The following is a 19,513-nucleotide window of genomic DNA, read 5'->3' as shown; positions in this document are numbered from 1 at the left end:
TCTCGTGCAACCTCATGCGACGCGACAAGCCGCCGGTCGCTCTCGCACCGGCGCAGACAGCTCCCGGCACAGCGGGGCGAACAAGTGGGTCAACGCCCCCGCCGCGTCCGGCGTGCGCCCCCGCCTGGTCCGGCGCATGCGCCCGCGCCGACGGCGGGTTCACCGGCGCTGATAGCGGGTGAGCACCAGATTGCCGTCGTCGACCAGGCGTTGCTCCAGCCCGGCGCGGTCGATGCCGCCGGAGTAGTGCTCCTGGAATGCGGGCGTCGCCACCCTGTCCTTCCACTCCGGACAGCCCCGCACCGACTGCGCAGGCGCCGAGCGCAGATGCCGCGCCAGCGCCGCGCCCGTCGCCCAGCCGTCCTCGGCGGTGTGCAGGGCGGGGTCGGCGAGCGCCCGCGTGCCGGTCGGAAGCATCCAGTCGCCCTTCGCCGGCCGCACCATGTTCCGCGGCCGGAGCAGGAAGTCGATGAATGCCATCGCTTCCTTCTTGTACGGGCTGTTCTCGGCGACCGACAGCGTCTGCGGGCTGACGCCCTGCGCGAGCCCTTCGCTGCCCGCGGGTGCGGGCAGTACGGTCCACTCGAAGCCCTCGGGCGCCTGCTGCACGATCTGCTGCCGGTCCGAGAAGCCGAGCGGGACCATCGCGTACTTCCCGCCGAAGAAGCCGGGCAGCGCGTCGGATCCGCCTCCGCCGAGCGCGGTCCGCGAGGCCGTGCCGTCCACGTTGACCTGATCGTGGACGGTCTCGGGCACGACCGCGTCCTCGTCCGTGAACTCGATGCGCACCCTGCCGTCCTCGCCGCGCTGGAACATCCGCCCACCCGCCGAGAGTCCGGGGTCGAGCGTGGCCGAGACCGGGTCCCGCAGCGGTCAGGCGACCGCGTGCCACCGGCCCGGGGCCCGCACAGCGGCGGGCCCCTGGGCCGGCACGACCGACGGCGCCCCGAACGGTCAGCCGCCGAGCGCCGCCGGTCCGGCCGCGTGGACGTGAGGGCGGGCGAGATTGTCCGGGAGCAGGATGCGCTGGAGCTCGTCCTCGGTCAGCAGGCCCTTGTCGAGGACGAGGTCCTGGACGCTGCGGCCGGTCCTGAGGGCTTCCTGGGCGACGGCGGTGGCCTGCTCGTAGCCGATGTGCGGATTCAGCGCGGTGGCAAGGCCGATGGAGCGGGCGACGAGATGGGCGAGGTGGTCGCGGTTGGCGGTGATGCCGCTGACACAGCGTTCGGCGAGGGTCAGACAGCCGGCTCGCAGGTGCGTCAGGCTCTTGAGCAGGCTGTGGGCGATGACCGGCTCGAAGGCGTTGAGCTGGAGCTGGCCCGCCTCGGCGGCCATGGTCACGGCCATGTCGTTGCCGATGACTTCGAACGCGATCTGGTTGACGACTTCGGGGACGACGGGGTTCACCTTGCCGGGCATGATGCTCGAACCTGCCTGCACGGGCGGCAGGTTGATCTCGGCGAAGCCGGCGCGTGGTCCGCAGGAGAGCAGCCGGAGGTCGTTGCAGATCTTGGAGAGCTTGACGGCGATCCGCTTCAGCACGCCGGACAGCTGGACGAACGCGCCGGCGTCCTGCGTGGCCTCGACGAGGTCGTCGGCGGTGGTCAGCGGCAGTCCGGTGATCGTCCGCAGATGCCGGGCGGCCAGCGCCGCGTACTCGGGGTGGGCGTTGAGCCCGGTGCCGATCGCCGTTCCCCCGAGGTTGATCTCACGGATCAGCTCGCGTGCCTCGATGAGGCGCTTGTGGTCCTCGCCCAGCATGACGGCGTAGGTCGCGAACTCCTGGCCCAGGGTCATGGGCACCGCGTCCTGCAACTGGGTACGGCCCATCTTCAGGACGTCCGCGAACTCCTCCGCCTTCGCCGCGAACGCGGAGCGGAGCACCTCCATGGCGTCCAGCAGACGCTGGGCCGTGAAGTCGAGGGCGATCTTGACGGCGGTCGGGTAGACGTCGTTGGTGCTCTGTCCCGCGTTGACGTCCTCCAGCGGATGCAGCTGTCCGTACTCGCCCTTGCGGTGACCGAGGAGTTCCAGGGCGCGGTTGGCGACAACCTCGTTGGCGTTCATGTTCGTCGAAGTGCCCGCGCCGCCCTGGATCACGTCGACCACGAACTCGTGGTGCAACTTCCCGGCGCGGATCTCCTCGCAGGCGGTCACGATCGCGTCCGCCCTGCGGCCCTCCAGCAGGCCGAGCTCCCGGTTGGCCAGGGCCGCGGCCTGCTTCACGCAGGCGAGGGCGGCGACCAGGTCCGGGTAGACCGAGATCGGGGTGCCCGTGATGGGGAAGTTCTCGGCAGCCCGAAGGGTGTGGATTCCGTAGTAGGCGTCGGCCGGGACGTCCCGGTCGCCGAGCAGGTCGTGCTCGGCGCGGAACGCGAGGTGGGCGTGGTCGTGCGTGGCCATGGAGGTCGGACTCTCCTGTCGGGTGGATACGCGAAGGGGTGGGGCGAGGGAAGGGGGAGAGGGAAGAAGCGGCGCGGAGCGTCCGAGGCTCGTCGCGAAAACCGACGGCCCGCAGGAGCGTGTCTTCCGGAACGCGCCCCGTACATCGGGCCCTGTATCCGGACGAGGCCTGGAGTCCGGACGAGGCCTTGGGCCTGAAAGAGGCCTGGCGAGCCTGGAGTCCGGACGAGGCCTTACGTCTGGACGAGCCGGACCGCCGGGTCGGCGTCGGCGGACACGGCCTCGCCGAGCGCGTGCCGCAGCACCCGGTCCCGCTCCCTCGGATCGGTGGAGGCGAGCAGGGCGGCGAGCACGGCGATCCGGGCCTGGCCGGCGCGCAACGTGCCGGTCGGCACGGCTCCCGCGGCCACGAGGTCGACCGCGCCGCCATGGGTGTAGAGCTCGGCGACAGGTCCGGCCTGGACCCGGGTGGTCAGGGCGACGAGCACACCGCGGGCGCCTGCAGAGGCGACGGCCTCGACCATCTCGGGGGTCGCGTTGCCCGCGCCGGTGGCCACGAGGACGAGTCCCTGGGCCCCGGCGTCCACGGCCGCGTTCAGCAGCAGCGGGTCGGCGTCGGCATGGTGCATCACCATGTCGACGCGGGGCGGGGTGTCGGGCATACCGGGCAGCGCGAGCGCGGCGGGGCGCCGTGGATGCCGCAGCACGGAGACGCGCCCGAAGCCGACGTTCCCGATACGGGCGCCGGACGGGTCACCGAAGGCGTCGCGGGCGAGCGTCTGCGTCTTGACGGTGCCGCGGGCCGGGTGCACCTTGCCGTCGAAGGCGACCACCACGCCGAGACCCCGCGTCGTGGCGGCGGTCAGCAGCGCGTCGTGGAGGTTCCCCGGTCCGTCGCCGTCGGCCGCGTCGAGGGGAAGCTGGGCGCCGGTGAAGACCACCGGACGGGGGTCGTCGTGGTGAAGGTCGACCAGGAACGCCGACTCCTCCAGGGTGTCGGTGCCATGGGTGACGACGATGCCGTCCACCCCGGGGTCGGCGAGCACCTCGTGCACCGTGCGCAGCAGGGTGAGCTGGTGGGCGGTGGTGAGGCGGGGGCTGTTCACGCTGAAGAGGTCGACGACCTCGATGGTGACGCCTTCGGGCACCGCGGCGGTCGCCATGACTTCCCGGCCGTGCGCGTCGGCGGCGAAACCCGAACCCTGCCAGCGGCTGGCTATCGTTCCACCGGTGCTGATGACGACGATCCGTCCCACAGTGCCCACTCCTCGTCCGTGCCGCAGGTGAGGCGGCGAATCCGACCGGGGCACGCGGCCCGGCCTCGCTCGTGGCCCCGGCCGGGCTGCGCCCCATGGCTGATCCGGGGGTGGCCGGAGCAGTCGACGGCAATGATATGGGTCATTCGTCGCAATTTGATCGCCAATTCCCACGCCTGCGGCCGAGGGCATGGTGGATAATTGCGCGATGGATGAGATCGACCGGGAAATCTTGCGCGAGCTTCAGAACGATGGACGGCTGAGCAACCAGGAACTGGCCCAGCGAGTGGGCCTCACCCCCTCACCGTGCATGCGCCGCGTCCGGCAACTGGAGCAGGACGGGGTGATCCAGGGCTATCGGGCGATCATCGACCCGGAGGCGGTCGGCCGGAGCTTCGAAGTCCTCGTCTCCATCGAGGTCAAGCGCGACCGTGGTGTGGTCGAGGCGTTCGAGGCCGCCCTCCAGGACATCCCCGACGTCATCGAGGCTCACCGGCTCTTCGGCAGTCCGGGATGTCTGCTGCGCATCGCGGTGGCGGATCTGCATGCGTACGAGCGGCTGTGGATCGAGAAGCTGACCGCGCTGTCCGGCGTCACCGAGGTCAACTCACAGATCATCATGAAGCGGATCAAGGAGTCGCGCGGTCTGCCGGTGGACGGCTGACGCTGCCCCGCCGGGCGCGGTGTGTCGTCCATCGCGCCCTGCCTCACAGGCGCCCGCTCCGTCGCCGGCCCGATGGGGCGACTGAACCTGCGGCCGTCGCCGAAGCCGATCGGTGCGGATTAGCGGTGCGGCATGGGGTGCGTGGTCAGCAGGTGGACCCGTGTACGACGCGTGGTCAGCCCCCGAAGGGAGCGCCGGGCAGCCCCTCGCCCGCGTCCCGCAGCACCAGCAGGGAGCCGGAGAGCGGGTGCGGACGGGTCAGGCCGGTGCGGGCCGTGGTGATGTAGAGGTCACGGAGGTCGGGGCCGCCGAAGACGCAGGCCGTCGGGCGCCGCACGGGGAGTTCGATGGTGCGGTCCAGGTCACCGCGCGGGGTGTACCGGCGGATCTGGGCGCCGTCCCAGAGGGCGACCCAGACACAGCCGTCCGCGTCGACCGTGAGTCCGTCGGGGACGCCGGCGGCGGGCTCGACGGCCGCAAACGGGCGCCGGTGGGTGGCGAGTTCGGCTCCGGTCGGGCAGACGTCGATCCGGCGGGTGGGGCTGTCGATGTAGTACATGAGCGTGCCGTCCGGGCTCCAGCCGATGCCGTTGCTGACCGTCACCTCGGGGAGCATCTCGTCGGCGGTCCCGTCGGGGGCAAGGCGGATCAGGTTGCCGCCGCCGGGCGCCTCGTCGTAGCGCATCGTGCCCGCCCACAGCGCGCCGTCGGGAGCGACGGCCGCGTCGTTGCCGCGGCGGCCCGGTACGGGGTCGTGCAGCAGCCAGGAGAACGCCCCGTCCTTGTCGTACCGGCCGATGCCGTCCCTCAGATTCACCACCAGCCCGCCGCCGGCCAGCGGCTTCGCCGCACCGACGTGCTGCTCGGTGGCCATGACGGCGCGGTGGCCGTTCCCCGGGACGTAGGTGTGGACGCGCGAGCCGAGGATGTCCACCCAGATCAGCCGCTGGGCGGCCAGGTCCCAGGTGGGGCCCTCGCCCAGTTCGGCCTGCTCGCGGACCGCGACCTCGGCCCTCATCGGGTGCCCCGGTGGCCGAGCCGTACGGAGAGGTCGGCGGCGCCCTTCGCGGCCAGCTCGGCGAGCTCGGTCTCGCGCTCCTCGCTCCACCGGATCATGGGGACGGAGACGGAGAGCGCGGCGACGACCCGGCCCGCACTGTCGCGTACAGGTGCGGCGACACAGCTCACGTCCGGGTTGGACTCCTGGTGTTCGATGGCGACGCCCCGCTCGCGGATCGCGTCGAGAGCCACGCGCAGCGCGTCGGGATCGGTGATGCTCCCGGGGGTCATCGCGACCAGTTCGCGCCCCTCGATGCGGCTGTCGAGCTCGGCCGGGGGCAAGGAGGCGAGCAGCATCTTCCCGACGGCGGTGCAGTGCGCGGGGAGCCTGCGGCCGGCGGCCGAGACCATACGGACCGCATGGGTGGAGTCCACCTTGGCGATGTAGATGACGTCGGTGTCCTCGAGGAGCGCGACGTGGACGGTCTCGTCGCAGGTCTCGGCGACCTCGCGGGCCACCTGCCGGCCCTCGGCGGCGAGGTCGAGCTGTTCCGCGTACCGGCTGCCGAGCTGGTAGGTGCGGACGCCGAGGCGGTAGCGGCCGGGCTGTTCGGGGACGGGCATCAGGTAGTTGCGCGCCGTCAGTGTGGTGAGCAGCTCGTGCACGGTGGTGCGCGGGAGTTGGAGCTTGCGGATGACTTCCGGTGCGGAGAGTGTTCCGTCGCTCGACAGGAACAGCTCGAGTATGTCCAGCGCCCGGCTCACCGCGGGAACGAGGCGTCCCATGGCCGTCCACCCACCCTCATCGCTCTTGGTGTTCGAAATTCCGGCCAGTGACCGGTATCGCGAACACAGGCTAACCACAGCTCTGTTCACCGGGCAATGGCCGCGCGGACCATTGACACCTCCCGGAACAGCCGCTTACGGTCACGCCTACATTTCGAACGTGTGACGAAATATCGAACAGACTCTGGGGACAACTGCCGTGCGTATCACGGGAATCAGCACTCACGTCGTCGGGACCCCCTGGCGCAATCTCACCTATGTGCTCGTGCACACCGACGAGGGACTCACAGGTGTCGGCGAGACCCGCATGCTCGGCCGCACCGACGCGCTGATCGGCTATCTCCGTGAGGCCGAGGCCAACCACATCGCCGGCTCCGACCCGTTCGCGGTGGAGGACCTCGTACGCCGCATGAAGTACGGCGACTACGGGCGGGCCGGCGAGATCGTGATGTCGGGCATCGCGGTGATCGAGATGGCCTGCTGGGACATCAAGGGCAAGGCGCTCGGGGTGCCGGTCTGGCAGCTGCTCGGCGGCAAGGTGACCGACAAGGTCAAGGCCTACGCCAACGGCTGGTACACGACCGAGCGGACCCCGGAGTCGTACCACAGGGCCGCCCGCGCGGTGATCGAGCATGGATACCAGGCGCTGAAGATCGATCCGTTCGGTACGGGGCATTTCGAGCTGTCGCACCAGGACACTCTGTATGCGATCTCTCTGATCGAGGCGGTACGGGACGCCATCGGGCCGGACGCCGAGCTGATGCTGGAGATGCACGGCCGGTTCTCGCCGGCCACGGCCATCCGGCTGGCCGGGGAGCTGGCGCCGTTCCGTCCGGCCTGGCTGGAGGAGCCGGTACCGCCGGAGAATCTCAAGGCGCTGGAGAAGGTCGCCGCGAAGGTGGACATCCCGGTGGCGACGGGTGAACGCATCCATGACCGGATCGAGTTCCGCGAGCTGTTCGAGAGCCAGGCCGCCGACATCATCCAGCCGGACGTGGGCCACCTCGGCGGCATCTGGGAGACCCGGAAGCTGGCCGCGACCGCGGAGACCCACTACATGCTGGTCGCCCCGCACAACGTCGGCGGCCCGGTGCTCACCGCCGCCTCGCTCCACGTGGGGTTCAGCACCCCGAACTTCAAGATCCTCGAGCACTTCAACGACTTCGCGGACGCGGAGATCAAGAAGGTGGTGAAGGGAGCTCCGCAGGTGGTGGACGGCTACTTCCAACTGTCGGACGCGCCGGGCCTCGGCGTCGAGCTCGACACGGACGCCGCGGCCGAGTTCCCGCAGCAGCAGGCCCGCTTCGACCTGTGGGCGGACGGCTGGGAGCAGCGCGATCCGTCGCGAGGCGGCAGCCGATGACGGGCGCGCCGAGCGGAGCGGGGCACGCCGTCGTACTCGACGCACCCGGACAGCACCGGCTCGTCCCTCACGAGCCGGCCCCGCCCGGACCCGGGGAGGCCCTCGTCCGCGTGCACGCGAGCGGCATCTGCGGCAGCGACCGCGAGATGTACCAGGGCAACCGGCCCGAGGGCTATGTGCGTTACCCGGTCACCCCCGGCCACGAGTGGTCCGGCACCGTCACCGCGGTCGGCGCCGGGGTGCCGCCGGAACTCGTCGGCAGGAAGGTGGTCGGGGAGGGCTTCCGCAACTGCCAGGTGTGCGACCGCTGCCACGCCGGGGAGACCACGCTGTGCACGGCCGGATACGAGGAGACCGGGTTCACCCGGCCGGGCGCGATGGCGCCGACGCTGACCCTTCCGGCACGGCTGCTGCACGCGCTGCCGGATGACGCCGATCTGACGGCCGCTGCCCTCCTGGAGCCCGCTGCGTGCGTGGCGGCCGCCGCGCTCGTGGCGCGACCGCGGCCGGGTGAGCGCGTCGCCGTGATCGGCGCAGGCGCCCTTGGGCTGATCGCCGTCCAGCTGCTGGCCGCCTCGTCCCCCGCCGAGCTGTACGTGGTGGAGCCGAGGCGTGAACGTGCCGATCTCGCACGGAAGTTCGGAGCCACTCCGGTGGCCGAACCGGAGGACTTGGCCGGCTTCCACGTCGCCGGGGGGTGCGATCTGGTGGTGGAGGCCGCCGGGGCGGCCGGCTCCGCCCGCGCCGCCGTGAGGTTCGCCCGGCGTGGCGGGCGGGTCGTCCTGACCGGCATCCCCGCGCCCGGAGCCCTCGGCCTTGATCCGGCATCACTCGTCACCCACCGCCTGTCCGTGCACACCGTCTTCGGCGCGCCACCCGCCGCCTGGTCCCACGCGGTGCGGGCCTTCGGGGCAGGCCTGCTCGACCTCGCTCCCCTGGTCACCCACGAGCTGCCGCTCGCCGAGTTCCCGCACGCGATCGAGCTGGTGGGATCCGGCGATCCCAAGGTCGGCAAGGTACTTCTGCGGCCCTGATCCGCGCGCCGGTACGAGCGCCTGACCGCCCGTGCCGGCGCACCTCCACAGACTCGAACCGCGTCCGAAATATCGAACATGAAGGACTGCCCGTGACCGACGCTCCCCCTTCCACTCCCCGCCGCCCCGGCGAACACGCGCTCGCCTCCCTCGGCCTCGGCACCCCCGCGCTCTCCCCCGCCGATGCCTCCCCGCACTCCTTCCCCGACGGAGGCAGCTGGCGTACCGAGGTTCCCTCCGTGGAGGGACCGGAGGCACTGGACGCGGTCCTCAAGGAATCCACGCGGCTCGATGTGCCGATCCACCGCATCAGCCAGGGCAGCGGCATCTGGATGCTCACCGACGCCGAGATCACCGAGATGGTGGACGCGGCGGCCGAACGCGACATCGAGCTCTGCCTGTTCACCGGCCCGCGCGGCACCTGGGACATCGGCGGCTCGGTACGTACCGACTCGCGCGGCGGCGGTCTGCGCGCCCGCGGCCACGACGCCGTTGCCGGCTGTGTGGAGGACGCCGTCCGCGCCACCGAACTGGGCGTGCAGTGCCTGCTGGTGGCGGACGAGGGCGTGCTGTGGACGCTGCACCAGGCACGGCGTCGGGGGATCATCCCCGCGGACACCACGCTCAAGGTCTCGGCCCTGATCGGCCCGGTCAACCCGGCGGCGTACGCCGTCCACGAGCGCCTGGGCGCCGACTCGGTGAATGTGCCGAGCGACCTGCCGCTCGCCCACCTCACCGAGATCCGCCGGGTCAGTGCCGCGCCGATGGACTTGTACATCGAGGCACCCGACGACCTGGGCGGCTACGTCCGGATGTACGAGGTCGCCGAGCTGATCCGCCGCGGCGCCCCGCTGTATCTGAAGTTCGGGCTGGCGAAGGCACCCTCGATCTATCCGTCCGGCCTGCATCTGCGCGAGACCGTGCTGGCGACCGCCCGCGAACGGGTGCGCCGCGGCCGGCTCGCCCTCGATCTGCTCGCCCGGCACGGCGCGGACGGCGGAATGTCGCCGCTCGGATCCCGGCTGCCGGGCCCCCTGAACCGCTTCCCGGACACCACCCACGAGACCGACAAGGACTGATGATCATGCCAATCCGCAGAGCCGCCACCGCCACCGCCCTCGCGACCTGTCTCGCGCTCGCCCTCGCCGCCTGCGGTCAGAGCAGCGCGGGCGGCAGCAAGGAGGAGAAGGACGCCAAGGACCTCAACGTCGGCATCGCCATGCCCACCAAGTCCTCCGAACGCTGGATCGCCGACGGCAAGAACATGGTCACCAGCCTGGAGAAGTACGGGTACAAGACCACGCTCCAGTACGGCGAGGACGACCCGGACCAGCAGGTCTCGCAGATCGAGAACATGATCACCCAGGGAGTGGACGCCCTGGTGGTCGCGGCCATCGACGGCCGGGCACTCGCCAATGTCCTGCAGCAGGCGGCGGACGCCAAGATCCCCGTGATCTCCTACGACCGTCTGATCCTCGGCTCGCCGAACGTCGACTACTACGCCTCCTTCGACAACGAGAAGGTCGGCGAGCTCCAGGGCGGCTACCTCGTCGACAAGCTGGGCCTGAAGGACGGCAGCGAGAAGGGCCCCTTCAACATCGAGCTGTTCGCCGGCTCGAACGACGACAACAACACCCGCTACTTCTTCCAGGGCGCCATGAACGTCCTGCAGCCGTACATCGACAAGAAGCAGCTGGTCGTCAAGTCCGGCCAGACCCGGCTCAACCAGGTGACCACCCTGCGCTGGGACGGCGGCACCGCCCAGAAGCGCATGGACGACCTGCTCACTTCCTCGTACGCCAAGGACCGGGTGGACGCGGTCCTCTCGCCGTACGACGGCATCTCCATCGGCATCCTGTCGGCGCTGAAGTCCGACGACTACGGCAGCGCGAGCAAGCCGCTGCCCATCGTGACGGGGCAGGACGCCGAGGTCGCCTCGGTGAAGTCGATCATCGCGGGCGAGCAGACCCAGACCGTCTACAAGGACACGCGCGAGCTGGCCAAGGTCGCGGCGCAGATGGTCAATGCGCTGCTCGAGGGCAGGAAGCCCGAGGTCAACGACACCAAGACGTACAACAACGAGAAGAAGGTCGTGCCGGCCTTCCTCCTGGACCCGGTGAACGTCGACAAGAGCAACTACCAGAGCGTGCTGGTCGACTCGGGCTACATCAAGGCGAGCGACCTCGACTAGCCAAGAACTTTCCGCACTCCAAGGAGATTGGTAGGCACGCCCATGGCGGGACCCGTCCTGGAAATGCGTTCGATCATCAAGACCTTTCCCGGCGTCAAGGCGCTGTCCGACGTCTCCCTGACCGTCCGCGCGGGCGAGGTACACGCCATCTGCGGGGAGAACGGCGCCGGCAAGTCGACGCTGATGAAGGTCCTCAGCGGCGTCCATCCGCACGGCAGTTACGAGGGGGAGATCCTCTTCCAGGGTGAGCCGTGCCGGTTCAGGGACATCGGGGCGAGCGAGAAGCGCGGCATCGTGATCATCCACCAGGAGCTCGCCCTGGTGCCGTATCTCTCCATCGCGGAGAACATCTTCCTCGGCAACGAGCACGCCACGCGAGGCGTGATCAGCTGGCACAAGACGCTCCGGCACGCCGCCGCGCTGATGCGGCGGGTGGGCCTGGACGAGCATCCGCAGACCCGGGTCGCCGACATCGGCGTCGGCAAGCAGCAGCTGGTGGAGATCGCCAAGGCGCTCTCCAAGGAGGTGAAGCTGCTGATCCTGGACGAACCGACCGCCGCGCTCAACGATGAGGACAGCGGCAAACTCCTCGATCTGATCGAGGAGTTGAAGAGCCAGGGCATCACCTCGATCATCATCTCGCACAAGCTCAACGAGATCGCCCGGATCGCGGACTCGGTGACCATCATCCGGGACGGCCGCTCCATCGAGACCCTCGATGTGAAGGCCCCGGAGACCACCGAGGAGCGGATCATCCGCGGCATGGTGGGCCGCGACCTGGACCACCGCTTCCCCGAGCGCACCCCGCACCAGGCGGAGACCGGTGCGGCACCGGCGCTGGAGATCCGGGACTGGACCGTGCACCACCCGATCGACCAGCACCGCAGGGTCGTCGACGGAGTCTCGCTGAACGTACGGCGCGGGGAGATCGTCGGCATCGCGGGCCTGATGGGCGCCGGCCGCACCGAGTTGGCGATGAGCGTGTTCGGGCGCAGCTACGGGCGGTACGGGGGCGGCACGGTCCTCAAGGACGGCGTGGAGATCCGTACCCGTACCGTTCCCGAGGCGGTCGGGCACGGGATCGCGTACGTCACGGAGGACCGCAAGCGCTACGGCCTCAATCTGATCGACACCATCAACCGCAATGTCTCGCTGAGCGCGCTGTCCAAGGTCGCCCGGCGCGGCATCGTCGACGAGCACGAGGAGCGCAGGGTCTCCGAGGGCTACCGCCGGACCATGAACATCAAGGCTCCGACCGTCTTCGAGCCGGTCGGCAAGCTCTCGGGCGGCAACCAGCAGAAGGTCGTCCTCAGCAAGTGGATCTTCGCGGGCCCCGATGTCCTGATCCTGGACGAGCCGACCCGCGGCATCGACGTGGGCGCCAAGTACGAGATCTACACGGTCGTCGACCGGCTGGCCGCCCAGGGCAAGGCAGTCCTCTTCATCTCCTCGGAACTCCCCGAGCTGCTCGGCATGTGCGACCGCATCTACACCATGGCCGCCGGCCGGCTCACCGGTGAGGTGGCCCGCGCCGGGGCGACCCAGGAGTTGCTGATGCGGCACATGACCAAGGACACCGTCTCTCACGTTTCCCAGAACGACAGGAACGAGGGGTAGCACCCATGAGCGCCAATCTCACGGCCGAGACCGAGGCCGACCCGGCCGGCAGCCGGTCGGGACCGGGCCCCGGCGTCGGCCGCCTGATCCTCGACGGGCTGCGCGGCAATACGCGGCAGTACGGCATGCTGATCGCCCTCGGCCTGATCGTGGCCCTGTTCGCGGTCTGGACCGGCGGCGATCTGCTGCTGCCGCGCAATGTCTCCAACCTGGTCCTGCAGAACAGCTACATCCTGATCCTGGCGATCGGCATGATGATCGTCATCATCTCGGGCCATATCGACCTGTCGGTCGGCTCGCTCACCGCGTTCGTCGGTTCGGTGGCAGCGGTGCTGATGGTCGAGCACAGGATGGCGTGGCCGCTGGCGGTGGTGCTGGTGCTCCTGCTCGGGGCGGCAGCAGGTGCGATGCAGGGCTTCTTCATCGCGTATCTCGGCATTCCGTCGTTCATCGTGACCCTCGCCGGAATGCTGCTCTTCCGCGGTCTCACCGAGATCTTCCTCAAGGGCCAGACGATCGGGCCCTTCCCGGACGGGCTGCAGACGGTCTCCAACGGCTTCCTTCCGGAGGTCGGGCCGAGCACCAACTACCACAATCTGACACTGCTGCTGGGCCTGGCCCTGATGGTCTTCGTCGTGTGGCAGGAGGTGCGCGACCGCCGGCGCCAGCAGGAGTACGCACTGGAGGTGCCGCCCGCCGGGCTCTTCGCCGTGAAGCTGGGCGCGCTGATCGCCGCGGTCCTGGTCTTCACGCTGCTGCTGGCCAGCTACAAGGGCGCCCCGGTGGTGCTGCTGATCCTCGCCGCGCTACTGGTCGGCTTCGGCTATGTGATGCGCAACGCGGTCATCGGGCGCCATGTGTACGCGGTCGGCGGCAACCTGCCCGCCGCCAAGCTGTCCGGCGTCAAGGACAGGAAGGTCACCTTCGCCGTCTTCCTCAACATGGGAATGCTCGCGGCGCTGGCCGGACTGGTCTTCGCCGCCCGGTTCAACGCCGCCTCGCCCAAGGCCGGCATCAACTTCGAACTGGAGGCGATCGCCGCCTCGTTCATCGGCGGAGCGTCGATGAGCGGCGGCGTCGGCACGGTACTGGGCGCCATCATCGGCGGCCTCGTGCTCGGCGTGCTCAACAACGGCATGAACCTTGTCGGGATCGGCACCGACTGGCAGCAGGTCATCAAGGGCCTGGTGCTGCTGGCGGCGGTCGGCTTCGACGTGTGGAACAAGCGCAAGGTCGGTTCGTAACCTTCGACGCCCGATGAGGGATGGGGCCCGGCGCGAACGTAGCGGCCCTGTTCGTCGTCGGGCTCTCCGGAGGTACCGGAACAGCGCGGCACCTGTGACCGGGTGCCGCGCACCGGCAGCACGTGCACGTCCCTGCCCGGATCGCTTCGGCCATGCGGATCGACGGCTACGCCGCCGTGGAGCCGGGCGCCGATCCGGGCCACCGGCCGTTCGTCGGACCGCCACGTCCCACGGCACGCGATCGTTGAGGGCCGAGATCCACTCACGTGACACACCGCGCCCCGCCTGCTCAGTGCCCGTCGGCCACCGGTTCCAGAACGAAGACCGGGATCTCCCTGTCGGTCTTCTTCTGGTATTCCGCGTAGTCGGGCCATGTCTCGACCGCGCGAGCCCACCACTGGGCCTTCTCCTCGCCCGTGACCTCACGTGCGGTCATGTCCTGGCGCATCGGCCCGTCCTGGAGCTCGACCCTCGGATCGGCCACGATGTTGTGGTACCAGACCGGGTGCTTGGGGGCACCGCCCAATGAGGCGACCACGGCATAGCGTCCGTCGTGCTCCACGCGCATCAGCGGTGATTTGCGGATCCTGCCGCTCTTCGCGCCGCGGGTCGTCAGAATGATCACGGGCCTGCCGCGCAGCGTGGTCCCCTCGGTGCCACCGGAGCTCTCGTACAGTTCGACCTGTTCACGCACCCAGGTCTCCGGACTCGGCTGGTACTCGCCCACCAAAGGCATGAGATCCTCCTCGACTGCGCGTCGTGCCGCTCGTTTCCCCCATCCTCACCCGCTCACCCTCATGCGGCGAACGAGACGCGCTGGCGACACGGGCAGCAGGCGTGAGCCGGCACGGAGCCGAGGCGGGAACGGCAGGTCACTGCTGGGGCTTGTTCCGCACCGGATGCTTGCTCATGATCGAGACCCGGTTGAACGCGTTGATGGTGATCGCCACCCAGATCACCGCGGAGACCTGGTCGTCGGTGAGCGTCCGGCGGGCAGCGTCGTAGGCGGATTCCTGCGCGGTGACGTCAGTGGGGTCGGTGACCACCTCCGCCAGTGCGAGTGCCGCACGCTCCCCCGGCGTGAACAATTCGGTGTCCCGCCAGGCCGCCAGGACCCCCAGCCGCTGCACGGTCTCTCCCCCACGCAGAGCGGCCCTGGTGTGGACGTCGAGGCAGTAGGCGCAGCCGTTGATCTGCGAGACACGAAGGTTGATCAGTTCCACGACGGTACGGTCGAGTCCTGCGTCGGCAGCGACCGAACGAACCGCTTCGGACGTCTGCATCAGTGTGTGATACGCCTTGGGGCTCTGTTTGTCGATGAAGATCCGCCGGGCCGAGGACCCTGCCGTTTCGCTGCTCAACCTGGGACTCCTTCGGGGCCGCCGGCCCCCTTGTTCCGCCCTGCACGCGGTCGGGTTTGCCGTCCGCTCTATGATCAGGGCATGATGGTTGAAAATCAAACCATCTTGGTGGCGGAGGGCGGTTCGCGGTGAGCAACGTCGAAGCGGAATCCATCGAGCTGCGCTGCGGAGCGCCCGCAGACGGCGGGCACGGGACGGAAGTGGCGCAGGTCGACGTGCTCACTCCGCGTGACGTGCCTCTGGGCGGCCCGCGGGCGATGACCGTGCGGCGCACGCTGCCGCAGCGTGCCCGGTCACTGATCGGAGCCTGGTGCTTCGCCGATCACTACGGCCCCGACGACATCGCAGCGACGGGCGGCATGGATGTCGCCCCCCATCCGCACACCGGGCTGCAGACCGTGAGCTGGCTGTTCAGCGGGGAGATCGAGCACCGCGACAGCATGGGCAACCACGCCTTCGTACGGCCGGGCGAGCTGAACCTCATGACGGGTGGGCACGGCATCAGCCATTCGGAGGTCTCGACCGCGCGGACGACGGTCCTGCACGGTGTCCAGCTGTGGGTGGCGCTGCCCGAGGAGCACCGGTACGCGGATCGCGACTTCCAGCACTACGTACCTGAGCCCGTACGCATCGACGGGGCCGAGGTCAGGGTCTTCCTCGGCTCCCTCACCGGGGACAAGTCCCCGGTGAGGACGTTCACGCCCCTGCTCGGCGCCGAGATCGTCGTCGAGCCGCGCGCGACGATCAGGCTCGCTCTGGACCCGGCCTTCGAGCACGGCCTCCTCGTCGACCACGGGAACGTCCACATGGCCGGCGCCCTTCTGGGCCCGGCGGAGTTGGGCTTCGTCCACGCCGGGATCGACGCGCTGACGTTGACGAACGAGTCGGATGACCCGGCACGGACAGTTCTGCTCGGCGGAACCCCGTTCGAGGAAGAGATCGTCATGTGGTGGAACTTCATCGGCCGCAGCCACGAAGACATCGTCCGGGCCCGGGAGGACTGGCAGAACTCCTCCGACCGTTTCGGCACCGTCGAGGGATACGCGGGTGACCGCCTTCCCGCGCCTGCCCTGCCCAACGCCACCATCACGCCGCGCAAGAATCCGTCCCGTCGCTGACACGGCCCAGACCTGAAAGGCACCTGATGAGCCAGCCCTCCCCCACCCCGGTCGTCGAGCGGAACGACGCCCGGCACCGCTACGAAATCCTGGTCGACGGCAAGCGCGCGGGCCTGAGCGCCTACCGCGACCGCGGTGTGCAGCGTGTCTTCTACCACACCGTTGTCGACGACGCCTTCGCCGGACAGGGCCTCGCCTCGCAGCTGGTCCACCACGCGCTCACCGACGTGCGCGACTCCGGGAGGCGGATCGTGCCCGCCTGCCCCTACGTGGCCAAGTACCTGAAGAAGCACGACGAGTACGCCGACATCACCGACCCCGTCACGCCCGACGTCCTGCAGTGGCTGGAAACAGAACTGGCTGACCGCGAAGGCTAGCGTCGCTGACGCCACCTCTCTCATCCGACCGCGCTCTCGCCGGCGTCCCCGCCTGCACCTCACGTCGCGTGGGGAAGCAGGCTCGGGGCGTACCGTCAGAGCGGAGCGGGCGCGGCGAGCGAGGCCGGGCGTGCGGCGAAGGTCGCCCACCGCGCGGTCGACCGAGCCGTGTGGGCGCTGGGGGCCCTGCCTGATCGGCGAGACCGGCGGCCTTGGCGTGCGTTGTCCGGCGCGTCCTCAAAGGCACCGGGTGGGGCCCTCGCCCCTGTCCCGCCCATCGGCGGGAGGGAGCGCATCCCCTTCCCGCCGCGGCGACGCGGCGGCTCAGTCCCGGTCGACCTCCTCGCGCAGGACGTCGCCGTTGGCGGTGTCGATGTCGAACGCGGTCTTGTACCAGTCGTTCGCCGTCACCACGTCGACGGACCAGATCGTGGCACCGCCGTCCGAGTCCTCGAGTCCGACGGCGCTCACGGTGCCCTTCTTCCGGTCCGTGGCGGTCGTGGCAGCCTGCTGTGCGGTGATCTTGGCGCTGCTGAGCCGGCCGGCCAGTTCCTGCTTGTCCTCGGTGTCCTGATCAGGCTCGACCCGGGACTGGGTCACCTGTCCGGAGACGGCGTCGACCTCCACCTCATGGGCCGTTCCGTCCGCCGTGGCGATCTTGCTGTCCCACTCCGGGCCTCCGCCCGCGGAGCGCTGCAACTCGATGTCGACCAACTTGGCGCCTTGCACCGTCGCCAGTGCGGTGTTCGCTGCCTGGTCCCATCCGATCTTCACGGCGCTGAGCAGATCCTTCCGCGCCGTCTGCTCCTCGTTGAGGCCCCCGGTCGTCTGCTGTCCCACCGACTGCGCCGGAGCAGTCGGCGCCGCGGCGGAGGATTCACCCTCCCCACTGTTCCCGCATCCACACACCACGACCGCCGAAGCGGCAACAGCACTCAGCACACCGATGACACGGCCACGGAGACGACCGCCGGGATTCACGGATCCAGAACTCATGCGCCCAGCCTCTCCCCGGAGCAGCTCGTGGCCGTCGCCCCACACCCCGCTTCGCCCGATCAGCCCCAAGGAATCCCCCACACGACTCCCCGCCCGGACCGCAGGGGCCCAGCTCGCGCCGCCGAGATGACCGGCGCGAGCTGCTGCATCAGGCGTGCATCGACACTCCCGGGCCGCCGTCGCGCTCCCGGACGGTGGTGGTGTCCCTCGTGGTGCGGCACCCCTCGTGTCGGCCCTGGCCTGCCATGCCGTCAGGAGGCGGCACGGAGGCCCTCGGGGGTTGCGCACCGGGTGGTCACCCGGTCTTCCAGCTGTTGTCGGCTGCGGCGTCCGAATGGTTCGAGCCCTGCTGGGGGACCTGTGGTTGCCCGGGCCAGACCGGTGGAGCCTGATGGTGGACGAGTCCGGTCGGCTGCGAGGGCACCGTGGCACCGAGATACTCGTCGGCCCGGCGCTCGACCTCCTCGAGCTGGTCGTCGAGTTGGACCGTCATGCGGCTGCGGTACTCGTCGATCAGACTGCGCAGCCCGGCGAGTTGACGCTCCAGGGTGAGCCGGGAGCTGGTCATCGACTCCAGCTCGGAGCGTTTCTCCCGGAGCTTCCTGTCCAAGTCCGCGGCCTGCTCGGCGGCTTCGTAGGTGCCCTGCTGAGCGCGGGCAGTGGCTTCCCGCTCGATCACGTCGGCCCGTGCCTGGGCTTCGCCGATGATGCGACCGGCCTCGGCGCAGGCGGCGGCGATCGCCTGGCCGACGGTCTGATCCGCCAGGGCGACGATGCGCGACGCGCTCCGACTGTCGGAGGCGGCGAGTTGCTGCGCCGAGGAGGAGGCGGCGAGCTGCTGCTGCAGCACCGCGTTGTCCCGGTAGAGACGGTCGAGGGTGAATTCGACGTCGAGCAGAAAGCTGTCGACTTCACCCAGGTCGTATCCCTCACGCAGTCGCGCGGTGGTGAACCACTTGTGATGGACGTCATCGGGGGTCACCATGGGCCTTTCCCGGCCCAGGACTTCCGGATGGCGACAAGGGGCGTCGGCTCGGTCGATTTCCGTTCTGAGGGCTTCATTGCTGCAACATGCGTCACCCACGACGGTGCCTTTCTGTTCTGTGAGATGTCGTCCGGGCGTCAGTGCGCGGCCAGAAGAAGGGCCCCCATCGCAAAGGTGGTGGCAGCCGCGGCAGTGATGTGCCAGCGCGAGAGCCGGCCGTTGCTTCGTTTCCGGGCGGCGAGCTTCAGACCGACGACCGCGATGCGCAGGATGACGCCGGCGACCAGGGCCAGGGCGAATGGCAGGACCGCTGCGGGGAGCGGACGGACGGTGGTCATCAGGACGCCGACGGCCGGGCTCACGCAGGCCACGAGCAGCCAGGGAGCGAGGCGCTGCTTCGTCTCCCGCAGCAGGGCCGCAAGAGCCAGTCCGTCGCTGGCGGATGCCACCACGAGCATCAGGATCACCGGGACGGAGAAGGCCAGGGCCAGCGCGGTCCCCTCGACGACGCGGTGGGTGGACAGTGCGGCTGCCGCCCCCAGACCCACCGACAGCGCACCGGCGCTCTCCTTGAGCCTGCGATGGCGGCCGGGGGCGTGGGCACCTGCCGCCTGCGCAGCCGCTTCCATGTCACAGCCGCAGCCGTTGCGGGTGAAGAACGTCATCACGAGGTAGGCCGTCACCGCCGTCGCGAGGGAGAGCCAGACGGGCATCCCCACCGCGGCGCCCTCGTGCCATGCTTCCGGAAGCAGGTCCACCACGGCTGTGGTGAGCATCATGCCCGAGGCGATCACCAGGATCAGTGCCGCCTGCCGGGAGCCCCTGTTCGCCAGGACCGCTCCCGCAGCAGTGGCGGCCGCCATGAGCGATACGGCGAGCCATGCCCGGAATCCGGGAACCGCCGACAGGAGTTGGAAGAATTCCGTCACAGACATCTGTGCACCCTCCCGTGCCCATTGTCCGAGGCACGCGCGGAACGTAGTGCTCTGTTGCGGTAGTTGAATCGTGATGCCGCATCTGCGGCGGGCTCGGGGAGGGCGAATCGGACCCTCGGGACTATTCGTGCATCGCTTTCGACAATGCCCGCGACTCATGCCGGGAAACCGTCAGAAGGTGACT

Annotated in this window: 18 protein-coding genes and 1 pseudogene; 9 read left to right on the top strand and 10 right to left on the bottom strand. The window is 69.7% G+C overall.

All coding sequences use genetic code 11. The annotated features are described in order from the left end of the window. Positions 1–159: 159 nt before the first annotated feature. The 3 genes and pseudogenes from ACWCP0_RS27725 to ACWCP0_RS27715 all read right to left on the bottom strand — a co-directional run. Positions 160–873, bottom strand: a pseudogene (locus tag ACWCP0_RS27725) (extracellular solute-binding protein); the annotation flags it as partial. An 81-nt stretch (positions 874–954) separates the two neighbouring features. After that, positions 955–2,403 carry an aspartate ammonia-lyase gene (gene aspA / locus ACWCP0_RS27720; RefSeq protein WP_451081500.1) on the bottom strand — a complete coding sequence of 483 codons (1,449 nt, stop codon included), beginning with the start codon at positions 2,401–2,403 and terminating at the stop codon, positions 955–957. Positions 2,404–2,636: 233 nt separating this feature from the next. Next, the gene (locus tag ACWCP0_RS27715) at positions 2,637–3,659 is read right to left on the bottom strand and encodes an asparaginase (RefSeq protein WP_451081499.1); all 1,023 of its coding nucleotides are present in this window, start codon (positions 3,657–3,659) and stop codon (positions 2,637–2,639) included. A gap of 208 nt (positions 3,660–3,867) precedes the next feature. Here ACWCP0_RS27715 and ACWCP0_RS27710 point away from each other — a divergent pair, with 208 nt between their 5' ends. Continuing rightward, positions 3,868–4,323 (top strand): Lrp/AsnC family transcriptional regulator, encoded by a 456-nt coding sequence (locus ACWCP0_RS27710; protein WP_451081498.1) that lies wholly within the window; start codon positions 3,868–3,870, stop codon positions 4,321–4,323. Positions 4,324–4,498: 175 nt separating this feature from the next. Here ACWCP0_RS27710 and ACWCP0_RS27705 read toward each other — a convergent pair whose 3' ends face one another. Both ACWCP0_RS27705 and ACWCP0_RS27700 read right to left on the bottom strand, forming a co-directional pair. Next, positions 4,499–5,341 carry an SMP-30/gluconolactonase/LRE family protein gene (locus ACWCP0_RS27705; RefSeq protein WP_451081497.1) on the bottom strand — a complete coding sequence of 281 codons (843 nt, stop codon included), beginning with the start codon at positions 5,339–5,341 and terminating at the stop codon, positions 4,499–4,501. Then, positions 5,338–6,108, bottom strand: a complete 771-nt coding sequence (locus ACWCP0_RS27700; protein ID WP_451081496.1) for an IclR family transcriptional regulator — start codon at positions 6,106–6,108, stop codon at positions 5,338–5,340. The genes ACWCP0_RS27705 and ACWCP0_RS27700 overlap by 4 nt, the downstream gene beginning before the upstream one ends. A 199-nt stretch (positions 6,109–6,307) precedes the next feature. Between ACWCP0_RS27700 and ACWCP0_RS27695 the strand changes: the two genes are divergently transcribed. From ACWCP0_RS27695 to mmsB, 6 genes are all read left to right on the top strand, one after another. Continuing rightward, positions 6,308–7,471, top strand: coding sequence for a mandelate racemase/muconate lactonizing enzyme family protein (locus ACWCP0_RS27695; protein WP_451081495.1), 1,164 nt, complete (start codon positions 6,308–6,310; stop codon positions 7,469–7,471). Continuing rightward, complete coding sequence (locus tag ACWCP0_RS27690; protein WP_451081494.1) at positions 7,468–8,505, top strand: zinc-dependent alcohol dehydrogenase; 1,038 nt, start codon at positions 7,468–7,470, stop codon at positions 8,503–8,505. The genes ACWCP0_RS27695 and ACWCP0_RS27690 overlap by 4 nt, the downstream gene beginning before the upstream one ends. Before the next feature lie 92 nt (positions 8,506–8,597). Next, positions 8,598–9,584 (top strand): hypothetical protein, encoded by a 987-nt coding sequence (locus ACWCP0_RS27685; protein ID WP_451081493.1) that lies wholly within the window; start codon positions 8,598–8,600, stop codon positions 9,582–9,584. A gap of 5 nt (positions 9,585–9,589) precedes the next feature. Then, on the top strand, positions 9,590–10,696 hold the full coding sequence (gene chvE / locus ACWCP0_RS27680; RefSeq protein ID WP_451081492.1) for a multiple monosaccharide ABC transporter substrate-binding protein: 1,107 nt from the start codon (positions 9,590–9,592) through the stop codon (positions 10,694–10,696). Positions 10,697–10,738: 42 nt separating this feature from the next. Beyond that, a complete protein-coding gene (mmsA, locus tag ACWCP0_RS27675) occupies positions 10,739–12,313 on the top strand; it encodes a multiple monosaccharide ABC transporter ATP-binding protein (protein WP_451081491.1) in 1,575 nt (524 codons plus the stop codon). A gap of 5 nt (positions 12,314–12,318) precedes the next feature. After that, positions 12,319–13,557: a multiple monosaccharide ABC transporter permease gene (mmsB, locus tag ACWCP0_RS27670; RefSeq protein ID WP_451081490.1), complete on the top strand. Its 1,239-nt coding sequence runs from the start codon at positions 12,319–12,321 to the stop codon at positions 13,555–13,557. Between the two features lie 289 nt (positions 13,558–13,846). Here mmsB and ACWCP0_RS27665 read toward each other — a convergent pair whose 3' ends face one another. Together ACWCP0_RS27665 and ACWCP0_RS27660 are read right to left on the bottom strand one after the other, a co-directional pair. Further along, the gene (locus tag ACWCP0_RS27665; RefSeq protein ID WP_451081489.1) at positions 13,847–14,293 is read right to left on the bottom strand and encodes a nitroreductase family deazaflavin-dependent oxidoreductase; all 447 of its coding nucleotides are present in this window, start codon (positions 14,291–14,293) and stop codon (positions 13,847–13,849) included. 136 nt (positions 14,294–14,429) lie between these two features. Continuing rightward, positions 14,430–14,918 (bottom strand): carboxymuconolactone decarboxylase family protein, encoded by a 489-nt coding sequence (locus ACWCP0_RS27660; RefSeq protein ID WP_451081488.1) that lies wholly within the window; start codon positions 14,916–14,918, stop codon positions 14,430–14,432. Positions 14,919–15,046: 128 nt separating this feature from the next. Between ACWCP0_RS27660 and ACWCP0_RS27655 the strand changes: the two genes are divergently transcribed. Then, entirely contained in the window at positions 15,047–16,036 is a 990-nt protein-coding gene (locus tag ACWCP0_RS27655) for a pirin family protein (RefSeq protein WP_451081487.1), read from the top strand. Positions 16,037–16,062: 26 nt separating this feature from the next. Continuing rightward, positions 16,063–16,413: a GNAT family N-acetyltransferase gene (locus tag ACWCP0_RS27650; protein ID WP_451081486.1), complete on the top strand. Its 351-nt coding sequence runs from the start codon at positions 16,063–16,065 to the stop codon at positions 16,411–16,413. A gap of 324 nt (positions 16,414–16,737) precedes the next feature. On the opposite strand, the gene ACWCP0_RS27645 is transcribed toward ACWCP0_RS27650, so the two are convergent. The 3 genes from ACWCP0_RS27645 to ACWCP0_RS27635 all read right to left on the bottom strand — a co-directional run bounded on the left by ACWCP0_RS27645 (position 16,738) and on the right by ACWCP0_RS27635 (position 19,329). Next, positions 16,738–17,253: a PepSY domain-containing protein gene (locus tag ACWCP0_RS27645; RefSeq protein WP_451081485.1), complete on the bottom strand. Its 516-nt coding sequence runs from the start codon at positions 17,251–17,253 to the stop codon at positions 16,738–16,740. A 451-nt stretch (positions 17,254–17,704) separates the two neighbouring features. Continuing rightward, the gene (locus ACWCP0_RS27640; RefSeq protein ID WP_451081484.1) at positions 17,705–18,394 is read right to left on the bottom strand and encodes a DivIVA domain-containing protein; all 690 of its coding nucleotides are present in this window, start codon (positions 18,392–18,394) and stop codon (positions 17,705–17,707) included. A 137-nt stretch (positions 18,395–18,531) separates the two neighbouring features. Then, positions 18,532–19,329, bottom strand: a complete 798-nt coding sequence (locus tag ACWCP0_RS27635) for a hypothetical protein (RefSeq protein WP_451081483.1) — start codon at positions 19,327–19,329, stop codon at positions 18,532–18,534. Positions 19,330–19,513: the final 184 nt, after the last annotated feature.

It is taken from the genome of Streptomyces sp. NPDC001970 (genome assembly GCF_053594115.1).
Note: the sequence above shows the minus strand (reverse complement) of the source record. Positions and strands in the feature narration are given on the sequence as shown.